Origin of the sequence: Synechocystis sp. IPPAS B-1465, assembly GCF_003015225.1 — a bacterium.
Classification (GTDB): domain Bacteria; phylum Cyanobacteriota; class Cyanobacteriia; order Cyanobacteriales; family Microcystaceae; genus Synechocystis.
Map to the genome: position 1 here is coordinate 3,168,542 of NZ_CP028094.1, position 22,081 is coordinate 3,190,622.

Consider the following 22,081-nt stretch of genomic DNA (forward strand, 5'->3'; position numbering starts at 1 on the left):
CTTTAGTTCATCCCTAGATCTCCCCACAATAAAGGGCTGTTCTCCAATTTTCCCCCAAGCTTTGGAGAACCGGGGGGCGTTGAAAACAATCTTTGAGGCGTAGTGGTCGGCAAAGTTTCCCGATTATCAATGGGCTAATGGGCAGCGTTGATCTCTGTCAGCCGGAGCTTTCGGCAACGATGGTTTTTAAAAAATTTGGGCAATGGAAACTGCTTCATCATGGGCAAACAAATAATCTAAAAAAGTTTGGGCCACAATGGATAATTGCTTCGATTTTTGATAAATAATATACCAGTGTTTTTGTAAGGGAAATCCTTCCACGTCTAGCACCGCTAGGGGGCCATTGATTCCCTCCAATGCCAAAGAATACAGCGATAAAATTGAGATTCCCAGCCCACCATAAACTGCCTGTTTAATGGCTTCATTACTACTAATCTCCATCTCTACATTCATTTTTAGGCGGTTTTCGCTGAAAAATTCTTCCACTGCCATTCTGGTTCCAGAGCCTGATTCCCTCATAATCAAGGGTTCATTGACTAGTCTTTCCAAAGAAATTTTCTTTTCCTTGACTAATGGGTGCTGGCGAGACGCAATTACCACGAGGGGATTTTCTAAAAAGTGGCGGATATTAATATCAAGATTTGAGGGCGGTTTACCCAAAAAGTATAAATCGTCTAAATTATTCGCCAAACGCTCCAAAATTTGTTGACGATTGCCAATTTGTAGAGAGATGGAAATGCCTGGATATTGTTGACGAAATTCCCCCAAAAGTCGTGGCACAAAATATTTGCCTGTGGTAATAGTTGCTAGGCGCAGGTTACCTTTTTTTAAGCCCTGGAGGTCAGCAATCACTTCCTGCAATTGATCCAGGCAAGAGGTAATGTTTTTGCTAGCGTCTAAAACCGCTTGTCCTGCTTCGGTTAAATAGATTTTTCGGCCAATTTGTTCATAAAGCGGCACCCCGATCGCCTTGGTGAGTTGCTTCATCTGCTGGGAAACCGTGGGCTGGGTCAGAAACAATTCCTCCGCCGCCTTGGTGAAACTCCCCGTCCTGGCGATCGCCGCAAAAACCTCAAATTGGTGGAGGGTGGCATTTTTCATAGTGGATTAATTTTATAGACTACTTCTATAAATTACATAAAAAATTGGATATTTATCTATTTTTAGCTTTCCTTAATAATCAGATCATTCAAGTCCCCTTGGATTAGTCATTGTCCTCGGGCAGGCAGTTTAAAGCGTCCCCTGGTTTACCTAGCCTAGGAGCCCCAGTGCTCTTCCGTAAACCGGGGATATCCATGGCGCTTATTTAATTTTTCTGTCTGCCTTTTTTCATAGAAAAAATCAATCAAAGTTATGGGTTCATTCAATCGACGTAAATTTTTGCTCACCTCCGCCGCCACTGCCACAGGGGCTTTATTTCTGAAGGGTTGTGCCGGCAATCCCCCCGATCCCAACGCCGCCAGCACCGGTACTAACCCTTCTCCCCAAGCGGCCGGGGATATTAGCCCAGAAATGATGCCCGAAACCGCCAATATCAAACTAGGCTACATTCCCATTGTGGAAGCTGCCCCATTGATCATTGCTCAAGAAAAAGGTTTCTTTGCCAAATATGGCATGACCGGTGTGGAAGTCTCCAAACAAGCCAACTGGGCCTCCGCTAGAGATAACGTCACCATTGGTTCCCAGGGAGGCGGCATCGATGGCGGCCAATGGCAAATGCCCATGCCTCACCTGATTACGGAAGGGATCATTACCAATGGCAACAAGGTGCCCATGTATGTATTGGCCCAATTGATTACCCAGGGAAATGGTATTGCCGTAGCACCAATGCATGAAGGCAAAGGGGTAAACCTGGATATCACCAAAGCGGCGGACTATATCAAGGGCTTTAACAAAACCAATGGCCGCAAATTTAAGGCAGCCCACACCTTCCCTAACGTTAACCAAGATTTTTGGATTCGTTACTGGTTTGCGGCCGGAGGCGTTGATCCTGACACCGATATTGACCTACTGGCTGTGCCTCCCGCTGAAACAGTCCAGGGCATGCGCAACGGTACCATGGATGCTTTTAGCACTGGAGATCCTTGGCCCTATCGCATCGTGACAGAAAACATTGGCTACATGGCCGGTTTAACTGCCCAAATTTGGCCCTATCACCCGGAAGAGTACCTCGCCATTCGAGCGGATTGGGTAGATAAAAATCCCAAGGCAACCAAGGCATTACTGAAGGGAATTATGGAAGCCCAACAGTGGATTGATGACCCCAAAAATCGTCCTGAAGTTGTACAGATTGTGTCCGGTAGAAATTATTTCAATGTTCCCACCACCATTTTAGAGTCTCCCTTTAAAGGTCAATACACCATGGGAGATGGTCAGCCTGCCATTGATGATTTCCAAAAAGGTCCCCTCTACTGGAAGGACGGCATTGGCAATGTTTCCTACCCCTATAAGAGCCATGATTTATGGTTCCTCACAGAAAGTATTCGTTGGGGTTTCCATAAAAACGCCATCCCCGATTTAGATACAGCTCAAAAAATTATTGACAAAGTTAATCGCGAAGATTTGTGGCGAGAAGCAGCAACGGAAGCTGGATTTACTGCCGACATTCCTAGCAGCACTTCCCGGGGCGTAGAAACGTTCTTTGATGGCATTACCTTTGACCCTGCTAATCCATCGGCTTATCTGCAAAGTTTGGCAATCAAAAAAGTCTAACTAGCTATTAATTAAGCCATTTCATTGTTGATGATTAATCCATTACTATCAAGGAGACAATAATGACCACTACCATTTCCCAAAGGAAAAATCGGGCGGCGGGGGCCAATCCCCTACAAAAGTTTTGGCGTAAGCGTCGGGGTGACATTTTGCCCCCTATATTCGGAATCTTAGGCTTTTTATTGTTGTGGCAGTTAATTTCCAGCGCAGGTCTGATTAAACTTCCCCCCCCCAGCAGTTTGTGGACCGATCCCCGTACCCGCACCCTGTTGATGTATCCCTTTTACGACCAGGGCGGTTTGGATAAGGGGTTATTTTGGCAAACCCTCGCTAGTTTAGGGCGGGTTGCTCAAGGTTATTCCCTCGCCGCCATTGTTGGCATTAGCACGGGGATTTTGGTAGGTACTCAACCCTTGCTAGATAAGGCTCTTGATCCAATTTTTCAATTTCTACGGATGGTCGCTCCCTTGGCATGGGTTCCCATTGCTTTGGTGGCTCTCCAGCAAAATCAACCAGCGGCAATTTTCGTTATTTTCATTACCTCGGTGTGGCCGATTTTAATTAATACAACGGAAGGGGTAAAACAGATTCCGCAGGATTATATTAATGTGCGTAAAGTGTTACGCTTGTCTCCCCAAAAGTTCTTCTTTAAAATTCTTATTCCCTCAGCACTACCCTATATTTTTACCGGCTTACGAATTGCCATTGGTTTAGCTTGGTTGGCAATTATTGCAGCAGAAATTGTCATGTCAGGTATTGTCGGCATCGGCTTTTTTATCTGGGATGCCTATCAACAGAATTACATCAGCGAAATTATCTTGGCAGTGTTTTACATCGGTGCGGTGGGTTTACTCCTAGACCGAGGCATTGCCTATCTCCAAAAGTTAATTGCCCCAGGACAATAACAAACTCACCGACCTCAGGAGGTTAACAATTTGCCTTGGAGAAAAAAGGAGACCACGGACTTTTTTTCACCGCTAACCATAAACGATCAAAATTAGAGGAATTCATCGCAATGAAACAATATCGATTCACTTGGCTCGCAGGATTTGCTACCGTTACTAGCCTAACCACATTCCCTGGTTCCGCTGGGGCTCAGATGCTGTATGAGGATGTCGATCCCATGGTAATTACTCCGGTGCAGGAACTGACTACCTTGCTGGACCAGCCCATGGGCCAAGTGACATCGGTTTCGGAGTTGCGGGATGTGCAACCAACGGATTGGGCCTATGAAGCCTTAAAAAGTTTAGTAGAGCGTTACGGTTGCATTGTGGGTTACCCCGATCGCACTTTCCGCGGCGATCGTGCCCTCAGTCGTTGGGAATTTGCCGCTGGTCTCAATGCCTGTATGAACGTGATGGAGCGGTTAATACAGGAAAATGTGGCCGTCATTCGGGCCGATATTGACAAGCTCCAACGGCTGGCAAGGGAATTTGAAGCAGAACTGGCTGCTTTGGGGGCCAGGGTTGATAACCTGGAAACCCGTACAGCCTACCTGGAAGACAATCAATTTTCCACCACCACCAAACTGAATGGGGAAGTGATTTTTTCCATTAGTGGTGCCACCGGGGGAGAACCGGATTCGGATAATGCCCAGATAGTTTTTAACGATCGGGTGCGCTTAAACCTCACCACTAGCTTTACCGGTAAAGATGCCTTAATTACGGGTTTGCAGGCCTATAACTTTACTGCTGGAAAACCCATTACCGGCACGGGAAGTGTGGCGGAAACTCTTTTTCCCAACGATGCCTCAATTTTGGGTGAAGGCATGACCAGTTTTAACTATGAACCCCAGTTTGCTGGTTTTAATCCCCAAAATCTCCAACCCAGTTGTGGCAATAACAGCGTATGTCTGTATAAATTGCTCTATGTCACACCGGTAGCAGATAATTTCACCGTTTTTGTTGGACCGAAAGCGGAAGTCACCGATGCTTTTCCCACCATTGTCCCCTTTGCCAGTGAAGGTCAGGGCACTCTTTCCCGGGCTTTTGCCATTAACCCGGTACTACGGGTCTCGGGGGGAACAACGGAAACGGGTTTAGCCTCGGCTGCCGGCTTCATTTACAAGCCTAACGATGTGGTCGATTGGCGCGCCCTTTACGGCTCTGTCAACGCTGCTATTCCCCAAAATGAAGGCTTTCCCGGCACTCCCCTCGGAGCGGGCTTATTCAACGGCAGTTTTGTGGCGGCAACCCAATTAACCCTCTATCCCACCGAAAATCTCGATCTTGGTTTCAACTATGCCTATAGCTACCACCAGCTCAATATTTTAGGTACGGGACTAACCGGGGCAGCGGCGGGAACCCTAGGCGGCCTACCGTTGACAACCCCAGTTAACGTTAATTCGGTGGGGGCGACCTTAACTTGGCGTATTAATTCCAGCATTTACTTCACCGGCTATGGTGCTTACTTCATGGTGGATCAGGCCAATGGCGGTTCGGCTTTTACCGATCTTGCTAGTTGGATGGCTGGGCTTTATTTCCCGGATGCCTTTGTGGAAGGTAATACGGCCGGTTTGATGTTTGGTCAACCCCTCACTAGGGTTGGGGCCGGTAATGGGGCAACTTTAACACCCGCCAATATCAGCAACCGTGCCACGCCCTACCAAATCGAAGCGTTTTATAACTACAAGATCAACAACAATCTCAGCATTACTCCCGGTGCGTTTGTAATTTTTAATCCGGAAGGCGACTCTAACAATAGTACAACAGGGGTCTTTGCCCTACGGACGACGTTCACATTTTAGAGCCTGTTTAAAAGCCCCCCTGCCCCCCCAAATTTGGGGGGAAACCGAGTGAAAGTTCCCCAGTATTTCTGGAGCTTTAGCAGGTCGATTTAGAGGGCGGAATAAAACTTTCCAAACACATTCTTAGGCATTATTGGCCTAGTATCTTATCCATTTAATCAATCTTCTGACCCACCATGAGTCTTTTTGTTGCTGTTGATAATATCGATAAGGTTTTTTCCCTCACCGATGGAGGTGAATACATCGCCCTCAAGGGGATTAACTTGGAAATTAAAAAGGGGGAATTTGTTTCCCTGATTGGCCACTCCGGCTGTGGTAAGTCAACTTTGCTAAATATGATTGCGGGGTTAGATTTACCAAGTGAAGGCATTGTTACCCTGGAAGGTCAGCGGATCAAGCAGCCCGGCCCGGACAAAATGGTGATTTTCCAAAATTACTCCCTACTGCCTTGGTTAACGGTGAAGCAAAATATTGCCCTCGCTGTGGATGAGGTGATGAAGGGGGCATCGGCGGCGGAACGCAAGGCCATTGTTGAAGAACACATTAATTTAGTGGGCCTAGGCCATGCAGTGGATAAGCGGCCCGGTGAATTATCCGGGGGAATGAAACAACGGGTGGCGATCGCCAGGGCGTTGGCCATTCGACCAAAATTATTGTTACTGGATGAACCCTTTGGCGCGTTGGATGCTTTGACCAGGGGCAATTTACAAGAGCAATTAATGCGCATTTGTGAACAGTATCAAGTCACAGCGGTGATGGTTACCCACGACGTGGATGAAGCGGTTTTATTATCAGATCGGATTGTGATGCTAACCAATGGCCCCGGTTCCAACATTGGCGGTATTTTGGAAGTGGATATTCCCCGCCCCCGTAAACGCATGGAAGTGGTAGAACACCCTAGTTACTACAGCCTCCGCAGCGAGATTATTTACTTCCTCAACCAACAAAAACGGATCAAAAAATTACGGGCGAAAAAAACCACGGCGATCGCCAGACATGGCCTAGAAAAAGTCAATCTGGAATTGGGCTATGTGCCCCTGGTGGCCTGTGCGCCCCTGGTGGTGGCCCAGGAAAAAGGCTTTTTTGCCAAGCATGGCTTAGATGAAGTGAGCTTGGTGCGGGAAACCAGTTGGCGGGGCATTGTGGACGGCATCGCTGGGGGTTACCTAGATGGGGCTCAAATGCCAGCGGGGATGCCCACTTGGCTAACCGCAGGGGGTTATCGGGAACAATCCATTCCCGTGGTCAGCGCTTTGACCATGACCCGCAACGGCAACGCCATTACCCTCAGTAAAAAACTCTACGACCAAGGCATTTACACCGCCGAGGATTTTCGCCAGCTTCTATTGGCCTCGGACGGCGATCGCCACACCCTGGGCATGGTCCACCCTTCCTCCATGCATAACCTCCTGTTGCGCTATTGGCTGGCGGCCCACAACATCAACCCAGACCGGGATGTGCATCTGAAAACCATTCCCCCGGCCCAGATGGTAGCCGATCTGAAGGCAGGCACCATTGACGGCTATTGTGTCAGCGAACCCTGGAATTTACGGGCTTCCATGGAAGGGGCTGGGTTTAGCATTGCCACCGATTTGGAAATTTGGCAAAATCACCCCGGTAAAGTTTTAGGAGTGCGGGAAGATTGGGCGATCGCCCATCCCAATACTCATGTGGCCTTGGTGAAAGCTCTGTTGGAAGCCTGTGCCTACTGCGCTGACCCCAACCACGAAATGGAAATTCGGGAACTGTTGGCCACCCGTCAATACCTCAGCACCAACATTGACTATATTCACCTGGGTGATCCCGAAGGCCGCACCTGCCGCCTAGGCAATCCCGTGGAATATTCCCACCATCTTTTCTTTGGCGATCAATTTAACCGTCCCAGTCGTACCGAACATCTTTGGATGATGACCCAAATGGCCCGCTGGGGAGATATTCCCTTTCCCCGCAACTGGGTGGAAATTTTAGAGCGGGTTTGTCGAGTCGGGGTATTTAGTACCGCCGCCCGGGAATTGGGCTACGACGTGAACTATCAGCGGCAACCGATCGCCCTTTTTGACGGGAAAGTATTTAACGCCGATGACCCCATTGCCTACCTGAATCAAACTGTCATTCATCGCAATTTCACCATTGCTGAAGTACATCTTGATAACCCCACCCCAGCCCCAGTTTTTGCCTAAATTCCCTTACCTAACAGGGTTTTGGAACCAAACCGATAAAACTCAAACCGAAACTATTTCCCGCTCACCGATATGCAAACCTTAAAATCCCAGCGCGCCATGCCTACTGCAACTCCATCGGATCAAAAAACCACTGCCTTTTTAACCATCGAAAACGTTTCCAAGGTGTACCCCACCGCCAAGGGTCCTTACACGGTGTTGGAAAATGTCAACCTCACCGTTAACGAAGGGGAATTTATTTGCGTCATTGGCCACTCCGGTTGTGGTAAATCAACTCTGCTCAATATGGTGTCCGGTTTTGCCAGTCCCACAGACGGCTCTGTGCAGGTGGGAGGAAAAATCATCACTGAGCCTGGCCCCGATCGCATGGTGGTATTCCAAAACTATGCCCTACTGCCTTGGTTAACTGCCCTGGAAAATGTGTACATTGCCGTAGATGCTGTCCATTCCCAAAAAACAGAAGCGGAAAAACGGGCGATCGCCAAAGACCATTTAGCCATGGTGGGCCTAACCGATTCCATGGATAAAAAACCGGGGCAAATTTCTGGCGGCATGAAGCAAAGGGTCTCCATTGCCCGGGCCCTGGCCATTCGTCCAGAAGTGCTAATCCTTGATGAACCATTTGGAGCCTTGGATGCTATCACCAAGGAGGAATTACAGGAAGAGTTACTACAAATCTGGAATGACCACCGCTGCACCGTGTTGATGATCACCCACGACATTGATGAAGCCCTCTTCCTGGCCGATCGCCTTGTGATGATGACCAATGGCCCCCACGCCAACATTGGCGAAATTATGACCATACCCTTTTCTCGCCCCCGGGACCGGGACAGGATTATGGAAGACCCCACCTATTACCAGCTACGTAACTACGCCCTCGACTTCCTCTATAACCGCTTTGCCCATGACGACGTGGCTTAGAAAGTTATAGCCAAGATACTACTCCCAAATTGTTTAGGCTAATTCCCTGCTTTTTGGGAGAAATTGATTCCAACAGTGCGCTAGGAGTAGTTCTTGAGACGAATAGTTGCTCGTACTACATCCAAGAACTTTCCGGGGGAACATGGGGAACATATAGTTCATTTAAGGGTATGCTAATCGGCGTAACACACTTTTGCGGATGATATACGGAAAAGCTCTGGCGATCAGGGAATTATTGCTCTTCTATCATTGTGGGTTAAACTCACTTCGGTTTGCTGGAGCCCTACACTTCCCCCAATTCCTTGACTTCAATTTCGATGCGGGGCGGGGCTGGCACACTGACTAAATCTGGGTGCCCTGTCAACAAAACCGCCGTTTGGGGCTCACTCCACTGGGTTAACCAATGGGGTTGAATGCCCAAAGCAATGATGACCACCGCCAAGGCGATCGCCGGAATTTGTTCCTGCCAACGCACCTTAGGTAAATGGGACAGTTCCATGGTGAGACGGCCAAAGAAAACCCGATTAATCATTAACAGGAAATAAACTGCCGTTAAACCGCTACCAATTAAGCACAGGAGGGTTTGGGTAGGGAAAATCGGAAAACTGCCCCGGAATACCAAAAATTCAGCAATAAAGCCCACCATGCCTGGAATGCCAGCGCTGGCCATGACACCGAGAATCATCAAACTGCCGGTGATGGGTAAACCCCGTTCGGGAGTTAACAGTCCTTGCAATTTATCCACGTCCCGACTGCCGGTTTTTTTATACACTACCCCCACCAACAGAAACAGCAGGGCAGAAATGATGCCATGGCTCACCATCTGAGCCGAAGCGGCGGTCACACTCAAGCGGGTAGCGGCGGCAGCAGCCAAGAGAATATAACCCATGTGGGCAATGGAAGAATAGGCCACCACTTTTTTCATATCCTTTTGAGCGATCGCACAGGAAGCACCATAAAGGGCGCTAATAGCCGCTAGGGTTGCTAAATAGGGGGCAAATTCCACCCAGGCCTCCAGGTAAAGCCCCAATCCAAAACGCAGTAAGCCATAGGTGCCTAGTTTAAGTAAAACCCCTGCCAACAAGACAGAAACGGGAGTGGAAGCTTCCACGTGGGCATCCGGTAGCCAGGTGTGGAAGGGGAAAATGGGAATTTTAATGCCCAAACCGAGCAGTAGGGGCAACAAGAGCAACATTTGGGTTTTTACTGGAAGGGCATCGGCCAAGCTGGGATTGTAGTCAAAGTTGGGCGCCTTGGTCAACCAGAACCAACCCAAGAAAGACACTAGTACCAGAAAACCGGACAGGGCAGTGTAAAGCAAAAACTTCATAGCTGCATAACCCCGCCGTTGTCCTCCCCAAATGGCAATGAGAAAATAAAGAGGAATAATTTCCAGCTCAAAAAAGAGGAAAAATAAGAGCAAATCTTGGGCTAAAAATGCCCCTGCTACCCCACCACTGAGAAGCAACAATAAGGCATAGTAAAATCTCGGTCTTTCTATCTCGGTATTGGTACTAAAAATGGCAATTACCACCAAAGCACTGTTCAGCAACAATAAGGGCAGAGATAGCCCATCAACCCCTAGGTGATAATTCAAACCCAAACTTGGCAACCAGGGATAATATTCCACAAACTGCATCTGGGGATCACTGATGTTAAATTGCCCAGCTAATAAAACGCTCAGCCCAGCCATGGCCACCATAATGCCTAAGGCAATTTTGCGGGAGTAACAATCATGGTCAGGGTTCGGAATAATAGCAATGAGAATAGCTCCAAAAATGGGGCCCCAGATGAGAGCACTGAGCATGGGAATTAAGACTTATGTAAAGTTAGTTAAATTTAAGTTGGCTTGGTAAAAATTTAATTAGATACTATCAAGCTAAAAAAATTTGATAAAAATTAGGTTAACATCAAGCAAATCAGAAAAAGTTAGTTTTAAATCAAGATTAATTAGTTTTGATCTTCCCTCAATTAAGGAAGAATTAGGGACAACCAACTGGACCAAAACTGCCTGATCGCCATCCATTGACCGCTGAGGGAAAACCAGATCAGCAGGGCTACCCCCACCAAGATGGTGAGCAGATAAAATTGTGACTGCCCGGTGACATTATATTTGAGGGCACTGCCGCTGAAAATAGTTACCAAACTGACTAGGTTGACTATGCCGTCGATGACGTAACGATCAAACCAAGTGCTGATTTTGGCGATCGCCGCCACCGCTGCCACTACCGTAGCGCCATAAATTTTATCCAAATAAACATCGTAGGCGAACAAATCCTGCAGGAAACGCACCGGCAGTCGACTTGAGCGAGAGAGATTCCGTCGTAAAGGCATAAGACTACCCAACAAAATTCCTGTAATTCCCGCCACCATCAGGAGAGGCATGGCCCATTGGGTAACGGGGGAAGTTAAACCGAGGGGATAGGTGGCTGATAACCAAAAAGACCACTGCAAGGGGGCAATGGGCACCAGCAGAGTCACAATGATCAAACTCACCATGGGCACCGCCATGGGCCAGGGTACTTCCGGGGCCCGGCGGGTTTTGGGCTGGGGTTTACCCAGAAATACTAAACGAAACACCCTGGTTAAATTGAGGGCAGAAAAGAGGTTAACAAAGATCAATAAAGCCAATAGGGGCCAGCTTACCAACCAGTCTCCACTAAACCATTTTTGCCAAGTCCAAAACATGCCTAGGGGAAAAACCGCCAACAATCCCGCAGAACCCACCACAAAGGAAGTTGTGGTCACGGGCATACGATTCCATAATCCCCCCATTTCAGTGATATTTTGACCGCTGGTGGTGAAAATAATCGAACCAATGCTCATAAATAACAAAGCTTTGGCGATCGCATGGGCGAAGAGCAACAGAAAGGCAATGTCTACCTGCCCTAAACCCACCGCAATAAATACCAATCCCAGGTAAACGCTGGTCGAATGGGAAAGGGTACGCTTAATGTCAATCTGGGCAATGGCAATCAACGACGTCATCACCACCGTCAATGTCCCCAGTACAATCAAGGTCTTGGAGGCGATCGGGGAGAGGGTAAACACCGGCTGTAACTTAATCAACACATAGGCACCGGCTGACACCACCACCGAATTACGCATAATGCCCGCCGGATTCGGGCCCTCCATGGCTTCGTCCAACCAAAGATTGAGGGGAAATTGAGCGCATTTGCCGGTGGGGCCAGCAATTAGAGATAGTCCCAACAAAGTAGCGGTGATGCCGGTCACTGGCACCGTACTAGCCCAGTTGTCCAACTGGGAAAAAGTTAAACCCTGACCATAGCTAGAGAGGGCCACTACCCCCATGAGGAGAATAATATCCCCCACCCTTTTGGTTAAAAAAGCATCCCGGGCGGCGGTAACCACCAGGGGCTGGGCATACCAAAAACCCACCAAAAGATAGGTGGAAAGGGTTAGCATTTCCAACAGGCCATAGCTTAAAAATAGGGAATCACTCAGGGCAATGCCCCCCAGGGCCGCTTCGAAAAATCCCAGTAGTCCATAGAACCGAGCTAAGGACCAGTCCTTCTCCATGTAGCCCAGACCAAAAATCTGGACTAAAAAACTGATGCCAGTCACCACCGATAGGGCCCCCAAACTAACCGGGGAAATCTCCACCGCCAAGGTGAGGTCTAAATCCGCCACCTGGAGCCAATGGAAAACAATTTGCTCACTCGGTGTTTGCCAAATGGCTGAGAGGGCAACCATGCCATGGATGGCAGAAACCAAAGTCATGAAAACATTGAAGTAGGCCGCCGGTCTAGGGCCCGTTTGTTTAATCAGGCGAAATGACCAAGGCAGGCTAAGGATCGACCCAATCAGACCATAAAAAGGAATAAACCAACTACTTTGTAAAAGAAAATCGGACATTGAGCTTGGGATTGCGAGGAATTTTCGCCTAGGGTTCGCAGAAAATAGGCAATTTGTGATCAGATTTTACGCTATCGCTGCCTCAATTCTGACTTTGGCGATCGCCGTTGTCGGTCTGGGGGAGGTTTTATTACCCCCGTTTAACTCTATAGGTAAACCCCGGCTTTGTGGATTGCCAAAGTTGATTGGGAGGCCCATTTTGACCCCCATTGCGGTTTTTCCAGACCCCAAGGAGCAACAATGTCTAGGCCTCCGGTGGAGGTGTTTTCCCCTTAGTTTTAGTCTTAGTAGTTTTGGTGGCCTTGGGCGTTTTCGTAGTTTTGGTCTTACCCGTGGAAGTCGTTGTTTTTGCTTTCGACTCCACTGGTAATTCCGGCTCTAGGGATGGCTCCGATTCAACTACCGCTTCTGTTGATCCATTGCTTGGTTCTTCTGTCAAAGAGGTCGCCCCAGAAGACAGTTGGCGATCGCCGTTGTCAGTATCAAGACCATCAAGCTTCTCTGCCAGCAATGGCTCAGTCTGTCCCTGGTCCAGATCTAGGTTTTCTGGAGACTCTAGGGCATTCTCTTGCTTCTCCCCCTTATGGCCATACTCAGGCTTTTTCTCAGAACTATCGGGGTTAAAGGGAGTCTTTTTAACCCGACGGGGGGTTTGTTCAACCGGCTCGGCAATCTGTTCCACAAAACCAAAACAATTGCGTTGGGGAATCAAGCGAGCCAAAATCTGATAAAACTTCGGCCGCTCCTCCGAATCCTTGCGAAAACGGTAGGGGGGTTGATCGCTCCAAATTAAGGGCAAATGCTGATTGTTGGGGCGATTTTCATAGCTTTTCAGCTCATTGCGATAGACACTAAAAACAGGCCGGCGACATTGGGGAATAAATTGCCACACTCCCCGCAAAACAAAAATACCAGGATCGCTTTTCTCATGCTGTTCTGTGCCCATCCAGACCACTTTAAAGCTTAACCCTTCTCCTTTGGACTGGGGATAGCACTTGATCCAGGCTAACTTTCCTTCCAACGCCGCCGCCACCGCAATGGCTCGCCTAGGCAAATATAAGGTAAAATTGGCATCCCGAATCTGTACGTAATATCGTTCTTCCCCTTTTTTTACCACCCCCCGCAACCAACCGATCGCCTGATAATAGTTTTTGGCAGTGGTATCTAGGGTAGTGTTAGCTGGGGCTTCGGGAATTAGATCATCTGCCGCGGCCACATTGGTTTCTAAAAGGTCAGTCTCGGGGGTCTTTTTGGGCGGCTTCGGGGGGGTGGGTTGCATAGTATTAACAATCTTGGACGCTCGGTAAACACTGAATCCAGTGTCTGAATTAGTATGAGTGACAATTACCTCCAAGGCAAGGGGAGGAGAAATGACAAAGCCAAGCAAAAATGCCCTTGTCACCAGAAAAACTAAAGGGTTCCGGCCACACGGCAAGAACCCCTAGGTTGAACTAATTTAACTAACAATGAGAACAGGATTTAGCCCGATTTCCCACCAGAAATACGGGTAGCTCAAAAAAGTTTCACTAACCGAATCAAACTGGTGGAACGACGGCGAACAAAAACTAAGCCCTAGTAGCGGCTACCACCATAGCTTTTACGACCGCCACCAAAGGAACCACCGCCACTGCGATTTTCCCGGGGCTTGGCTTTGTTAACTTTAAGGTCACGACCCATCCATTCTGCACCGTCTAGGGCTTCAATGGCAGCCGTTTCTTCGGCGTCAGCTTCTAGCTCGACAAAACCGAAGCCCCGCATGCGACCAGTTTCCCGGTCGGTGGGGAGCTGAACCCGCTTTACGGAACCGTATTCAGCAAAAACCGCGGTTAAATCGGCTTCTGAAACGTCATAGGACAGGTTGCCTACATAAATTGACATGGATTTTCTCCAAAAACTGAGGGATATGTAGAGGGTGATTTCGGAGAAATGCCTGTCAATGGAAAAACGCGAAAAACCGTTAATACTAGAAACAAATGCTACCAACCGATCATTACTCTATGGGGGCATAGTAACACGTTCTCCCCTCGGCTGGGGATATTAGGTCTTGAATTCCTGATATGGAACCACGAAAGTTCCTCCCCCAGAGTAACCAGAAAAGAATGGTACCATTGCTTAGACGGCTCGTGCCTATAGCTTATACCAACCTTTACCTAACTCAAATTTTCGAGCTTAGCTTTCCATGACCAACGCCGCCCTAGACGATAAAACCATCGTTCGTGACTATTTTAATTCCACCGGCTTTGACCGTTGGCGCCGGATCTATGGTGACGGCCAAGTCAATTTCGTGCAAAAAGACATCCGGGTGGGGCATCAACAAACCGTTGACTCGGTGGTGGCCTGGTTAGTGGCGGACGGAAATTTACCTGGCTTGTTAGTCTGTGATGCGGGATGTGGGGTAGGTAGTTTGAGCATTCCCCTGGCCCAAGCGGGGGCATTGGTCTATGGCAGTGATATTTCCGAAAAAATGGTGGGGGAAGCCCAACAAAAGGCCCAGGAAGTTTTGGCCTATGGCAATCAGCCCACGTTTATGACCCAGGATTTAGCCCAGTTGGGGGGTAAATATGACACAGTTATTTGTCTGGATGTGTTGATTCACTATCCAACGGAGGAGGCGTCAGCGATGATTAGCCACTTGGCTTCCCTGGCTGATCGCCGTTTAATTTTGAGCTTTGCCCCCAAAACCCTGGGCTTGACGGTGTTGAAAAAAATTGGGGGACTGTTTCCCGGTCCCAGTAAGACCACCAGGGCCTATCAACATAAAGAAGCAGACATTCGCAAAATTTTGGGAGATAACGGCTTTTCCATTGCCCGTACCGGCATGACCAGTACCCGTTTCTACTATTCCCGTATTTTAGAGGCGGTGCGCTCTTAAGTTCCCATGGCCATTACCCCCACCCAATTGTTGGATTGGAAGCGTCAACAACGGCCTATTGTGGCCCTTACTGCCTGGGATACGGCGATCGCCTCGGTGTTGGATGCGGCGGGAGTGGAAATTATTCTGGTGGGGGATTCCCTCGGAATGGTGGCTTTGGGCTACGAAACTACCCTACCGGTGAGCTTGGACACCATGATTCACCACACAGCGGCAGTTAAAAGGGGAGTACAAAGAGCCTTGGTGGTCTGTGACCTGCCCTTTTTGACCTATCAGGAAAGTCCAGCCCAGGCCATGGGGTCAGCGGGAAGGGTTTTGCAGGAAACCGGTGCCCAGGCAGTGAAATTAGAAGGGGGTCACCCCCGCATGGTGGAAACCGTAGCTCGACTAACGGAGGTGGGCATTCCGGTGATGGGTCATGTGGGCTTAACGCCCCAATCAGTCCATCAGTTGGGTTATCGGCAACAGGGCCAGGACCCGGCCACAGCGGAGAAAATTCTTCATCAGGCGATCGCCTTGGCAGAGGCGGGAGTGTTTGCCATTGTTTTAGAACATATTCCTAGCGAACTAGCGGCTAGTATCACTGAGCAGTTGCCCATTCCCACCATTGGCATTGGGGCAGGGCCCCAGTGTGACGGCCAGGTTTTGGTGACGGCGGATTTACTCGGTTTGACAGTCAAACAACCGCCCTTTGCTCCGGCCTATCTGAATTTACGACATACCATTACGGAAACAGTGCATAAATTCAGTGGAGAAGTGCGACAAAGACAATTTCCCCGGCGGGGTTAGGGAACAAACTAAAACTTTGCCAACAGGCTGCCCAGGCTCCAGCAATGACCATAACCGATTGACTGCCGAAAAATCTATGACCAAAACTGCTGTTGTTTTACTATCCGGAGGGTTAGATTCCGCCACCGTAGCGGCGATCGCCAAAAGGGAAGGGTACCGAGTTATTGCCCTTTCCTTTAACTACGGTCAACGCCATGACCGGGAATTGCGAGCGGCGGCAGACATCGTCCAAGCTCTGGGGATCCCAGAACATTTCAGCATCAACCTAGACCTGGCCCAGTGGGGAGGCTCTTCCCTGACCGATCGCCAACAAACCTTGCCCCAGACAGGGGTAGAACCAGATATTATTCCTTCCACCTATGTGCCGGGGCGTAACACCGTATTTATTGCCCTCGGTTTATCCCTAGCTGAAGCAAAGGGAGCCGAAGCGGTATTTTTGGGCATCAATGCCATCGACTATTCCGGCTATCCTGATTGCCGCCCCGAATATTTAGCAACCTATCAACAATTAGCAGCCCTGTCTTCCAAAGTCGGGGTAGAAGGAAGACCCATTCAATTGCTGGCTCCCCTGATTGAATTGAGCAAAGTTGACATTGTCCATAAAGCTTTGGAATTGGGAGTCCCCATTGCCCAAACCTGGTCTTGCTACGCCGGGGGGGAAGAACCCTGTGGTCGCTGTGACTCCTGCCGTTTGCGGGATCAGGCTTTAATTGAGGCAGGGCATCCAGAACTGGCCAGTGCCAAGGGCCGTCTTTGGAGGGAAAAAGTTGACTGAACTCCCCCTTCTTGCTGGACGGAGAAAAGGTAATTCCCGTTCGCATTAATCAAGGTCAGCCAGGAAGCTTTGCAACCAGTACACCAGGAGCTAACCTCCGTTGGAACATCTCGGGTATATTGACCTTCATTGACGGCAGATTTGATTGGGGAAAAACAACCATGGTTAAGTTAGGGCAGTTATTGGCATCGGTTCCAGAGGTGGTGGCCGCCGCCCCTTGGTTGGCCCAGGAATCGGATCGTTGCCCTGCCCTAGGGAAAATAGTGACTGGTTTATCTACCAATTCCCATGCCTGTCCCCCTGGCACTTTATTCATTGGCATGCCGGGCACCAGGGTTGACGGAGGGGAGTTTTGGTCCGGGGCCCTAGAAGCTGGGGCGATCGCCGCTGTGGTCAGTGAGAAGGCGTTGCAAAAATTTCCGCCCCAAAATGGAGAATGCGTCATTGCGGTGCCGGATTTAGTGCCGGTGTGTGCCGGCCTTGCGGCGGCCTTTTACCAACATCCTGCCCAAACGTTGCAACTGGTGGGAGTAACGGGCACCAATGGCAAAACGACCACCAGCCATTTGATTGAATATTTCCTCAATCAACAGCAACGGTCCAGTGCTTTGCTGGGAACCCTCTACACCCGTTGGCCTGGTTACCAAAAGACCGCCACCCACACCACCCCCTTTGCGACGGATTTACAGAAACAATTGGCCGAAGCTCTCCAGGCGGGCAATCAATACGCCGTGATGGAAGTTAGTTCCCATGCCTTGGCCCAGGGCAGGGTTTTGCAATGTGGCTTTGCCTGCGCTGTGTTCACCAACCTCACCCAGGATCATTTGGACTTCCACGGCACCATGGAAAATTATTTTGCTGCCAAGGCTTTGTTGTTTAAGGAGTCATATCTCCAAGGTCGGGCGGTGATCAACCAAGATGATCCCTACGGCCAAAGGTTAATCGATCGCCTACCGTTGGATCAGGTTTACACCTACAGCGTCAACGATAGCACTGCGGACTTTTACACCAAGGATTTGGACTATCAACCCACCGGGGTTAAGGGCACGTTTGTTACTCCCCAGGGGGAATTTCCTTTCCTGTCCCCCTTAGTAGGGCAATTTAACTTGGCCAATGTGCTAGCGGCGATCGCCAGTGGCCTGCACCTTGGGCTAGATCCAGCCGCCATGGTGAAGGATTTACTCGATTTTCCTGGGGTACCGGGGCGCATGGAGCAGGTACAAATCCGCCCGGATCAAGACATTTCTGTGATGGTGGACTATGCCCACACCCCGGACAGTTTGGAAAATGCCCTCAAGGCCGCCCGCCCCTTTATCCCCGGCCGCTTGATTTGTATATTTGGTTGTGGTGGCGATCGGGATCGTACCAAACGGCCTTTAATGGGCAATATTGCGGCTCAGCTGGCCGACCTAGCGGTGGTTACCTCCGACAATCCCCGTACCGAAGACCCCGAACAAATTTTGGCCGACGTAGTGCAAGGCATCAGTCTAGACATCGAACCCTGGATCATTGGCGATCGGGCCACCGCTATCCATAAGGCGATCCGGGAAGCAAAACCGGGGGACGGGGTGTTAATTGCCGGCAAAGGCCACGAAGACTACCAGATTCTTGGCACGGAAAAAATCCACTTCGATGACCGGGAACAGGCCAGGGAAGCGTTGATTTTACGCTACAGCTAGCATTGCAACCCCTAAGAACCTATTGGCCAGGTTTCAGTTTGCTCCGCAAAAAGTGACCACAATGGCTGGAGACTTTTACATAGTCCTCAGCCAAAATTAGGAGCATCGGGCGGTTTTTAAAACACGCCTCAACTACTTGCTACTGATTCGAAGACAGGACAATGGCCATCCGCCCTCACCTCTAATCCCATCAGGGGAGAAACGGGATTACGACAATGATAATGCTGAAAATGTCGGCAGTTGGCACAGCAATCAAAATCTACCGGGCGCTTACTGCTTTGATTTTGTTTGAGCAATTCCCTTTGGCTGATCCCCCTTAATACCAGTTCTTCTCCCTGCCAACGGGCTTGCACAATGCCGGTTTCGCCAAATTTGCCCCAACGGGAATTTTCTAGAATTTGCCCGTCTAAATGGATGACCACTTCCCCCAGGTGATGAATCTGCTTATTCGGTTCTAGCTCGTGGATTTCTCCTTCATAAATCTGGGGCGGCGGGGGAGTGGGTTGTACAAATCGATCGCCAATGGGCAGGGCCACCGCATTGCCGGCGGCGGGGGAATGGAGCTGGTAGCGACTTTGTAATTCTTCTAAACTAGTTAAGTCTTCAATATCCGAGGGTTGCCCATGGACAAACACCAAATGTTGGGGACGGAGATTATGGATCAACTGGGTCGTGTTGCGGCCATCACTATGGTCTGCCAACAGATAATCTTCCAGCTCATATTTGGGAAACTCTTCTAGGTCTTGCCAGGCAAAGTTCACCAAACAACTGGGTAAGGTAAGCAACTGGGGCATAAATACTGTCCACAATCCCGGTAAGGCGGCGGGACTAGGCCAAAAAGCAGGCCAAGTTGTGGTGATTACTATGGATGGGGCCGATAGGGATAGTTCGCCCTGGTCATCGGTGAGGGGGCGCAGATGGGGATAAACTTTATCGTCCCAAAATAGGGGTTGGTGTTGGGCGAAATTGCGGACATTATCGGGGAGATGGTCAATTATTCCCTGGTAAGCGTCACAACCTCTGGCCACGGATTCCCCCGCCCAAAGGTTAACTTGACGCCCGGTGAACTGATGGTGGGTCCTTAGTAACTTGAGAATTTCCTGGGCTAAACCCAAGGGAGGCACTGGCAGGAGAATATTTCTCCCCTTGGCTAGCACCGTTTCGATCGCCTGGATAAATTGTTTTTCCTGTTGACGACGGTGGGGTAAACGGCGGTTGCCATAATGTCCTTCTAGGATCAGCACATCCGGTTTCAGACCCCGCAGGGGAGTCAAGGCCAGACCGTCTACTAACTGGAGATGGGAAAGGCAATAATCCCCGGTATAAATCACCCGGTAAAGGCGATCGCCGTTATGGTATTCGAGCAAAATTAGGGCAGCCCCCGGTAAATGCCCTGCCGGTAATAATTCCACCGTGAGGCCAGGTAAAACTTCCTGGGGCGATCGCCAGGGTAAAACCCGACAAAATGGAGGCACAAACTCATCGGGCCAATTCAGGGGCAGTAACCGTTGGGTAACTTCACTGGCCAGAATGGGAATGTGGGGAAATTGTTGGTGAAATTGCCACAACCCCAAACCGTGATCCCTGTGGGCATGGCTACAAAAAACCAGATCCACTGTCCCCGGATCCGCTGCCAACAATGGTGTTAAGTCTTCTAAACCACAGTCGAGCAGAATCCTATAGGGTCCCAAATGCAGTTCCAGACAAATCCCCCCATCCCGGGGACCCACTCCATAGGGAAGAAAGGATATATTGGCAAAAGCCTTGCCCTGGGTCGGCACGGAAAAAGTCATGGAAGCTTGGCGATCAGCCCTGGGGGCAAAGCAAAATCAATCACAATAACGGCGGGTAAAACTAATGGGCAGAACCATTACCGTCGTACTTGTCAGTGTCGTAATAGCCATTTTTGGTGCCGAAAAATAGACATGCCAGGGTAAACACCGCTGTTAGACCAATCAAAATCAATTTGACATCCATAGAATTATGTCGCAAACAAAGCAAACGTCGCCCCCATCGTAACTCGTTTCCCCCAAGGGGAGCAGAATTTTCCTGCCATTTGCATCCCAGACCAGAGCGATGGGATTGACAACGCTGCTAGCAACAAAATTAGTAGTCAAAAAGAACTATCTGATTTGACCCATACCAATTTTCAAGGCATGGTATAGGTGGAACTTTCCCACACCAAAGATATTGACTGTATCGATATTGGGTTGTTGCTTTACGGTTTTTGCGATGAAATTTTTTAAAATCACTACCCTGATAATTAGCCTGATTGTTCTCACTAGTTGCCAGGGCCCAGGGGTTAATGGGGACGAAGACAGAAAACAGGTGACCATCCTTGGGGTAATGATTGGGGAACAACAGGAAAAAATTGAACAAGCCCTAGCGCCCTTTACCGAAGCCACCGGCATTGAAGTGGTTTACGAAGGCGTTGATACCTTTGCCACCACCTTACCCATTCGGGTCGACTCCGGTCGAGCTCCCGATTTAGCCATGTTTCCCCAGCCGGGATTGATGGCGGATTTTGCCAGGGAAGGAAAATTAGTTCCCCTGGGGGAAATTCTCACCCCGGAGGAAATGACAGAGGCCTATGACCAGGCTTGGTTGGATTTAGCTGCGGTGGATGGCACCGTTTACGGCGTTTGGTATCGAGCCTCGGTCAAAAGTCTAGTTTGGTTTAATCCCCAAGAGTTTGCTGCTAATGGTTATGAAGTTCCTGGCACTTGGGAAGAAATGATGGCCCTTAGTCAACGGCTGATTGATAAAGGCAAAACTCCCTGGTGTCTGGGCATCGAAAGTGGCAATGCTACGGGCTGGGTGGGCACCGATTGGGTCGAAGATATTATGTTACGCACTGCTAGTCCGGCAACCTATGACCAGTGGGTAGCCCATGATATTCCCTTCAACGATCGCCGGGTGGAAAATGCCCTGGATATTTTTGGCGAAATTACCCAGAACGAAAAAATGATTTACGGCGGGAAGGTGGGGGCTTTGAGCACGCCTTTTGGAGACTCTATTTTAGGATTATTTACCGATCCCCCCCATTGTTATCTACACCGCCAAGGGAATTTCATTGCCGCTTTTTTGCCGGCGGATGTGGACGATGACCAGGTTGATATTTTCCCTTTGCCCCCCATTGAAGAAGAGTATGGCTTACCCATCCTGGTGGCAGGGGATATTTTTGCCATGTTTAACGATACGCCGGAAGCTAGGCAGTTGATGGCATATTTGGCGAGCTCCCGGCCCCATGAAGTAGCCGCCACTTTAGGAGCTTATATTTCTCCCCACAAAAACATTGACCTGAATCTCTATCCCGATCGCCTGACCCGTAAACAGGCGGAAATTTTGAACAAGGCGGAGGTGATTCGTTTTGATGCGTCCGATATGATGCCGGGAGCGGTGGGCACGGGGACGTTTTGGTCTGGCATGGTGGACTACATCGGCGGCGCCGACGGTACTCAAGTTTTAAACACCATTGAAAGAAGTTGGCCCCGTTAGATGCCTTAGTTACTGCTGCACTGTTGTTATTTG

Annotated in this window: 17 protein-coding genes; 10 read left to right on the forward strand and 7 right to left on the reverse strand. The window is 49.4% G+C overall.

Annotated elements, in window-relative coordinates; translation table 11 throughout:
- Window positions 1–186: 186 nt before the first annotated feature.
- Window positions 187–1,101, reverse strand: coding sequence for an HTH-type transcriptional activator CmpR (cmpR, locus tag C7I86_RS14845; RefSeq protein WP_010874026.1), 915 nt, complete (start codon window positions 1,099–1,101; stop codon window positions 187–189).
- Between the two features lie 252 nt (window positions 1,102–1,353).
- Here cmpR and C7I86_RS14850 point away from each other — a divergent pair, with 252 nt between their 5' ends.
- From C7I86_RS14850 to C7I86_RS14870, 5 genes are all read left to right on the forward strand, one after another.
- The gene (locus C7I86_RS14850; protein WP_010874027.1) at window positions 1,354–2,712 is read left to right on the forward strand and encodes a CmpA/NrtA family ABC transporter substrate-binding protein; all 1,359 of its coding nucleotides are present in this window, start codon (window positions 1,354–1,356) and stop codon (window positions 2,710–2,712) included.
- A 62-nt stretch (window positions 2,713–2,774) separates the two neighbouring features.
- Window positions 2,775–3,617 carry a nitrate ABC transporter permease gene (gene ntrB, locus C7I86_RS14855; protein WP_010874028.1) on the forward strand — a complete coding sequence of 281 codons (843 nt, stop codon included), beginning with the start codon at window positions 2,775–2,777 and terminating at the stop codon, window positions 3,615–3,617.
- Window positions 3,618–3,727: 110 nt separating this feature from the next.
- Entirely contained in the window at window positions 3,728–5,458 is a 1,731-nt protein-coding gene (locus C7I86_RS14860; protein ID WP_010874029.1) for an iron uptake porin, read from the forward strand.
- 176 nt (window positions 5,459–5,634) lie between these two features.
- On the forward strand, window positions 5,635–7,638 hold the full coding sequence (locus C7I86_RS14865) for a nitrate ABC transporter ATP-binding protein (protein WP_010874030.1): 2,004 nt from the start codon (window positions 5,635–5,637) through the stop codon (window positions 7,636–7,638).
- Between the two features lie 72 nt (window positions 7,639–7,710).
- Window positions 7,711–8,559 carry a nitrate ABC transporter ATP-binding protein gene (locus C7I86_RS14870; RefSeq protein ID WP_010874031.1) on the forward strand — a complete coding sequence of 283 codons (849 nt, stop codon included), beginning with the start codon at window positions 7,711–7,713 and terminating at the stop codon, window positions 8,557–8,559.
- 283 nt (window positions 8,560–8,842) lie between these two features.
- Here the strand turns inward: C7I86_RS14870 and C7I86_RS14875 are convergent, their stop codons facing one another.
- The 4 genes from C7I86_RS14875 to C7I86_RS14890 form a co-directional block, all read right to left on the reverse strand.
- Entirely contained in the window at window positions 8,843–10,366 is a 1,524-nt protein-coding gene (locus tag C7I86_RS14875; protein ID WP_010874032.1) for an NADH-quinone oxidoreductase subunit M, read from the reverse strand.
- Window positions 10,367–10,530: 164 nt separating this feature from the next.
- Window positions 10,531–12,435: an NAD(P)H-quinone oxidoreductase subunit F gene (locus C7I86_RS14880; RefSeq protein WP_010874033.1), complete on the reverse strand. Its 1,905-nt coding sequence runs from the start codon at window positions 12,433–12,435 to the stop codon at window positions 10,531–10,533.
- Window positions 12,436–12,679: 244 nt separating this feature from the next.
- The gene (locus C7I86_RS14885) at window positions 12,680–13,714 is read right to left on the reverse strand and encodes a hypothetical protein (RefSeq protein ID WP_223211303.1); all 1,035 of its coding nucleotides are present in this window, start codon (window positions 13,712–13,714) and stop codon (window positions 12,680–12,682) included.
- Between the two features lie 293 nt (window positions 13,715–14,007).
- Entirely contained in the window at window positions 14,008–14,313 is a 306-nt protein-coding gene (locus C7I86_RS14890) for an RNA-binding protein (RefSeq protein ID WP_010874035.1), read from the reverse strand.
- Between the two features lie 301 nt (window positions 14,314–14,614).
- Between C7I86_RS14890 and bchM the strand changes: the two genes are divergently transcribed.
- From bchM to C7I86_RS14910, 4 genes are all read left to right on the forward strand, one after another.
- On the forward strand, window positions 14,615–15,307 hold the full coding sequence (gene bchM, locus C7I86_RS14895) for a magnesium protoporphyrin IX methyltransferase (protein ID WP_010874036.1): 693 nt from the start codon (window positions 14,615–14,617) through the stop codon (window positions 15,305–15,307).
- 6 nt (window positions 15,308–15,313) lie between these two features.
- A complete protein-coding gene (gene panB / locus C7I86_RS14900) occupies window positions 15,314–16,096 on the forward strand; it encodes a 3-methyl-2-oxobutanoate hydroxymethyltransferase (protein WP_010874037.1) in 783 nt (260 codons plus the stop codon).
- 76 nt (window positions 16,097–16,172) lie between these two features.
- A complete protein-coding gene (queC, locus tag C7I86_RS14905) occupies window positions 16,173–16,871 on the forward strand; it encodes a 7-cyano-7-deazaguanine synthase QueC (RefSeq protein WP_014407153.1) in 699 nt (232 codons plus the stop codon).
- A gap of 161 nt (window positions 16,872–17,032) precedes the next feature.
- Complete coding sequence (locus tag C7I86_RS14910) at window positions 17,033–18,550, forward strand: UDP-N-acetylmuramoyl-L-alanyl-D-glutamate--2,6-diaminopimelate ligase (protein WP_010874039.1); 1,518 nt, start codon at window positions 17,033–17,035, stop codon at window positions 18,548–18,550.
- A 128-nt stretch (window positions 18,551–18,678) separates the two neighbouring features.
- Here the strand turns inward: C7I86_RS14910 and C7I86_RS14915 are convergent, their stop codons facing one another.
- Window positions 18,679–20,343, reverse strand: coding sequence for an MBL fold metallo-hydrolase (locus C7I86_RS14915; protein WP_010874040.1), 1,665 nt, complete (start codon window positions 20,341–20,343; stop codon window positions 18,679–18,681).
- A 61-nt stretch (window positions 20,344–20,404) separates the two neighbouring features.
- Window positions 20,405–20,527, reverse strand: coding sequence for a membrane protein (locus C7I86_RS19425; protein WP_038531209.1), 123 nt, complete (start codon window positions 20,525–20,527; stop codon window positions 20,405–20,407).
- Between the two features lie 255 nt (window positions 20,528–20,782).
- Between C7I86_RS19425 and C7I86_RS14920 the strand changes: the two genes are divergently transcribed.
- Complete coding sequence (locus C7I86_RS14920; RefSeq protein WP_010874041.1) at window positions 20,783–22,048, forward strand: ABC transporter substrate-binding protein; 1,266 nt, start codon at window positions 20,783–20,785, stop codon at window positions 22,046–22,048.
- The last annotated feature ends 33 nt before the right edge of the window (window positions 22,049–22,081 follow it).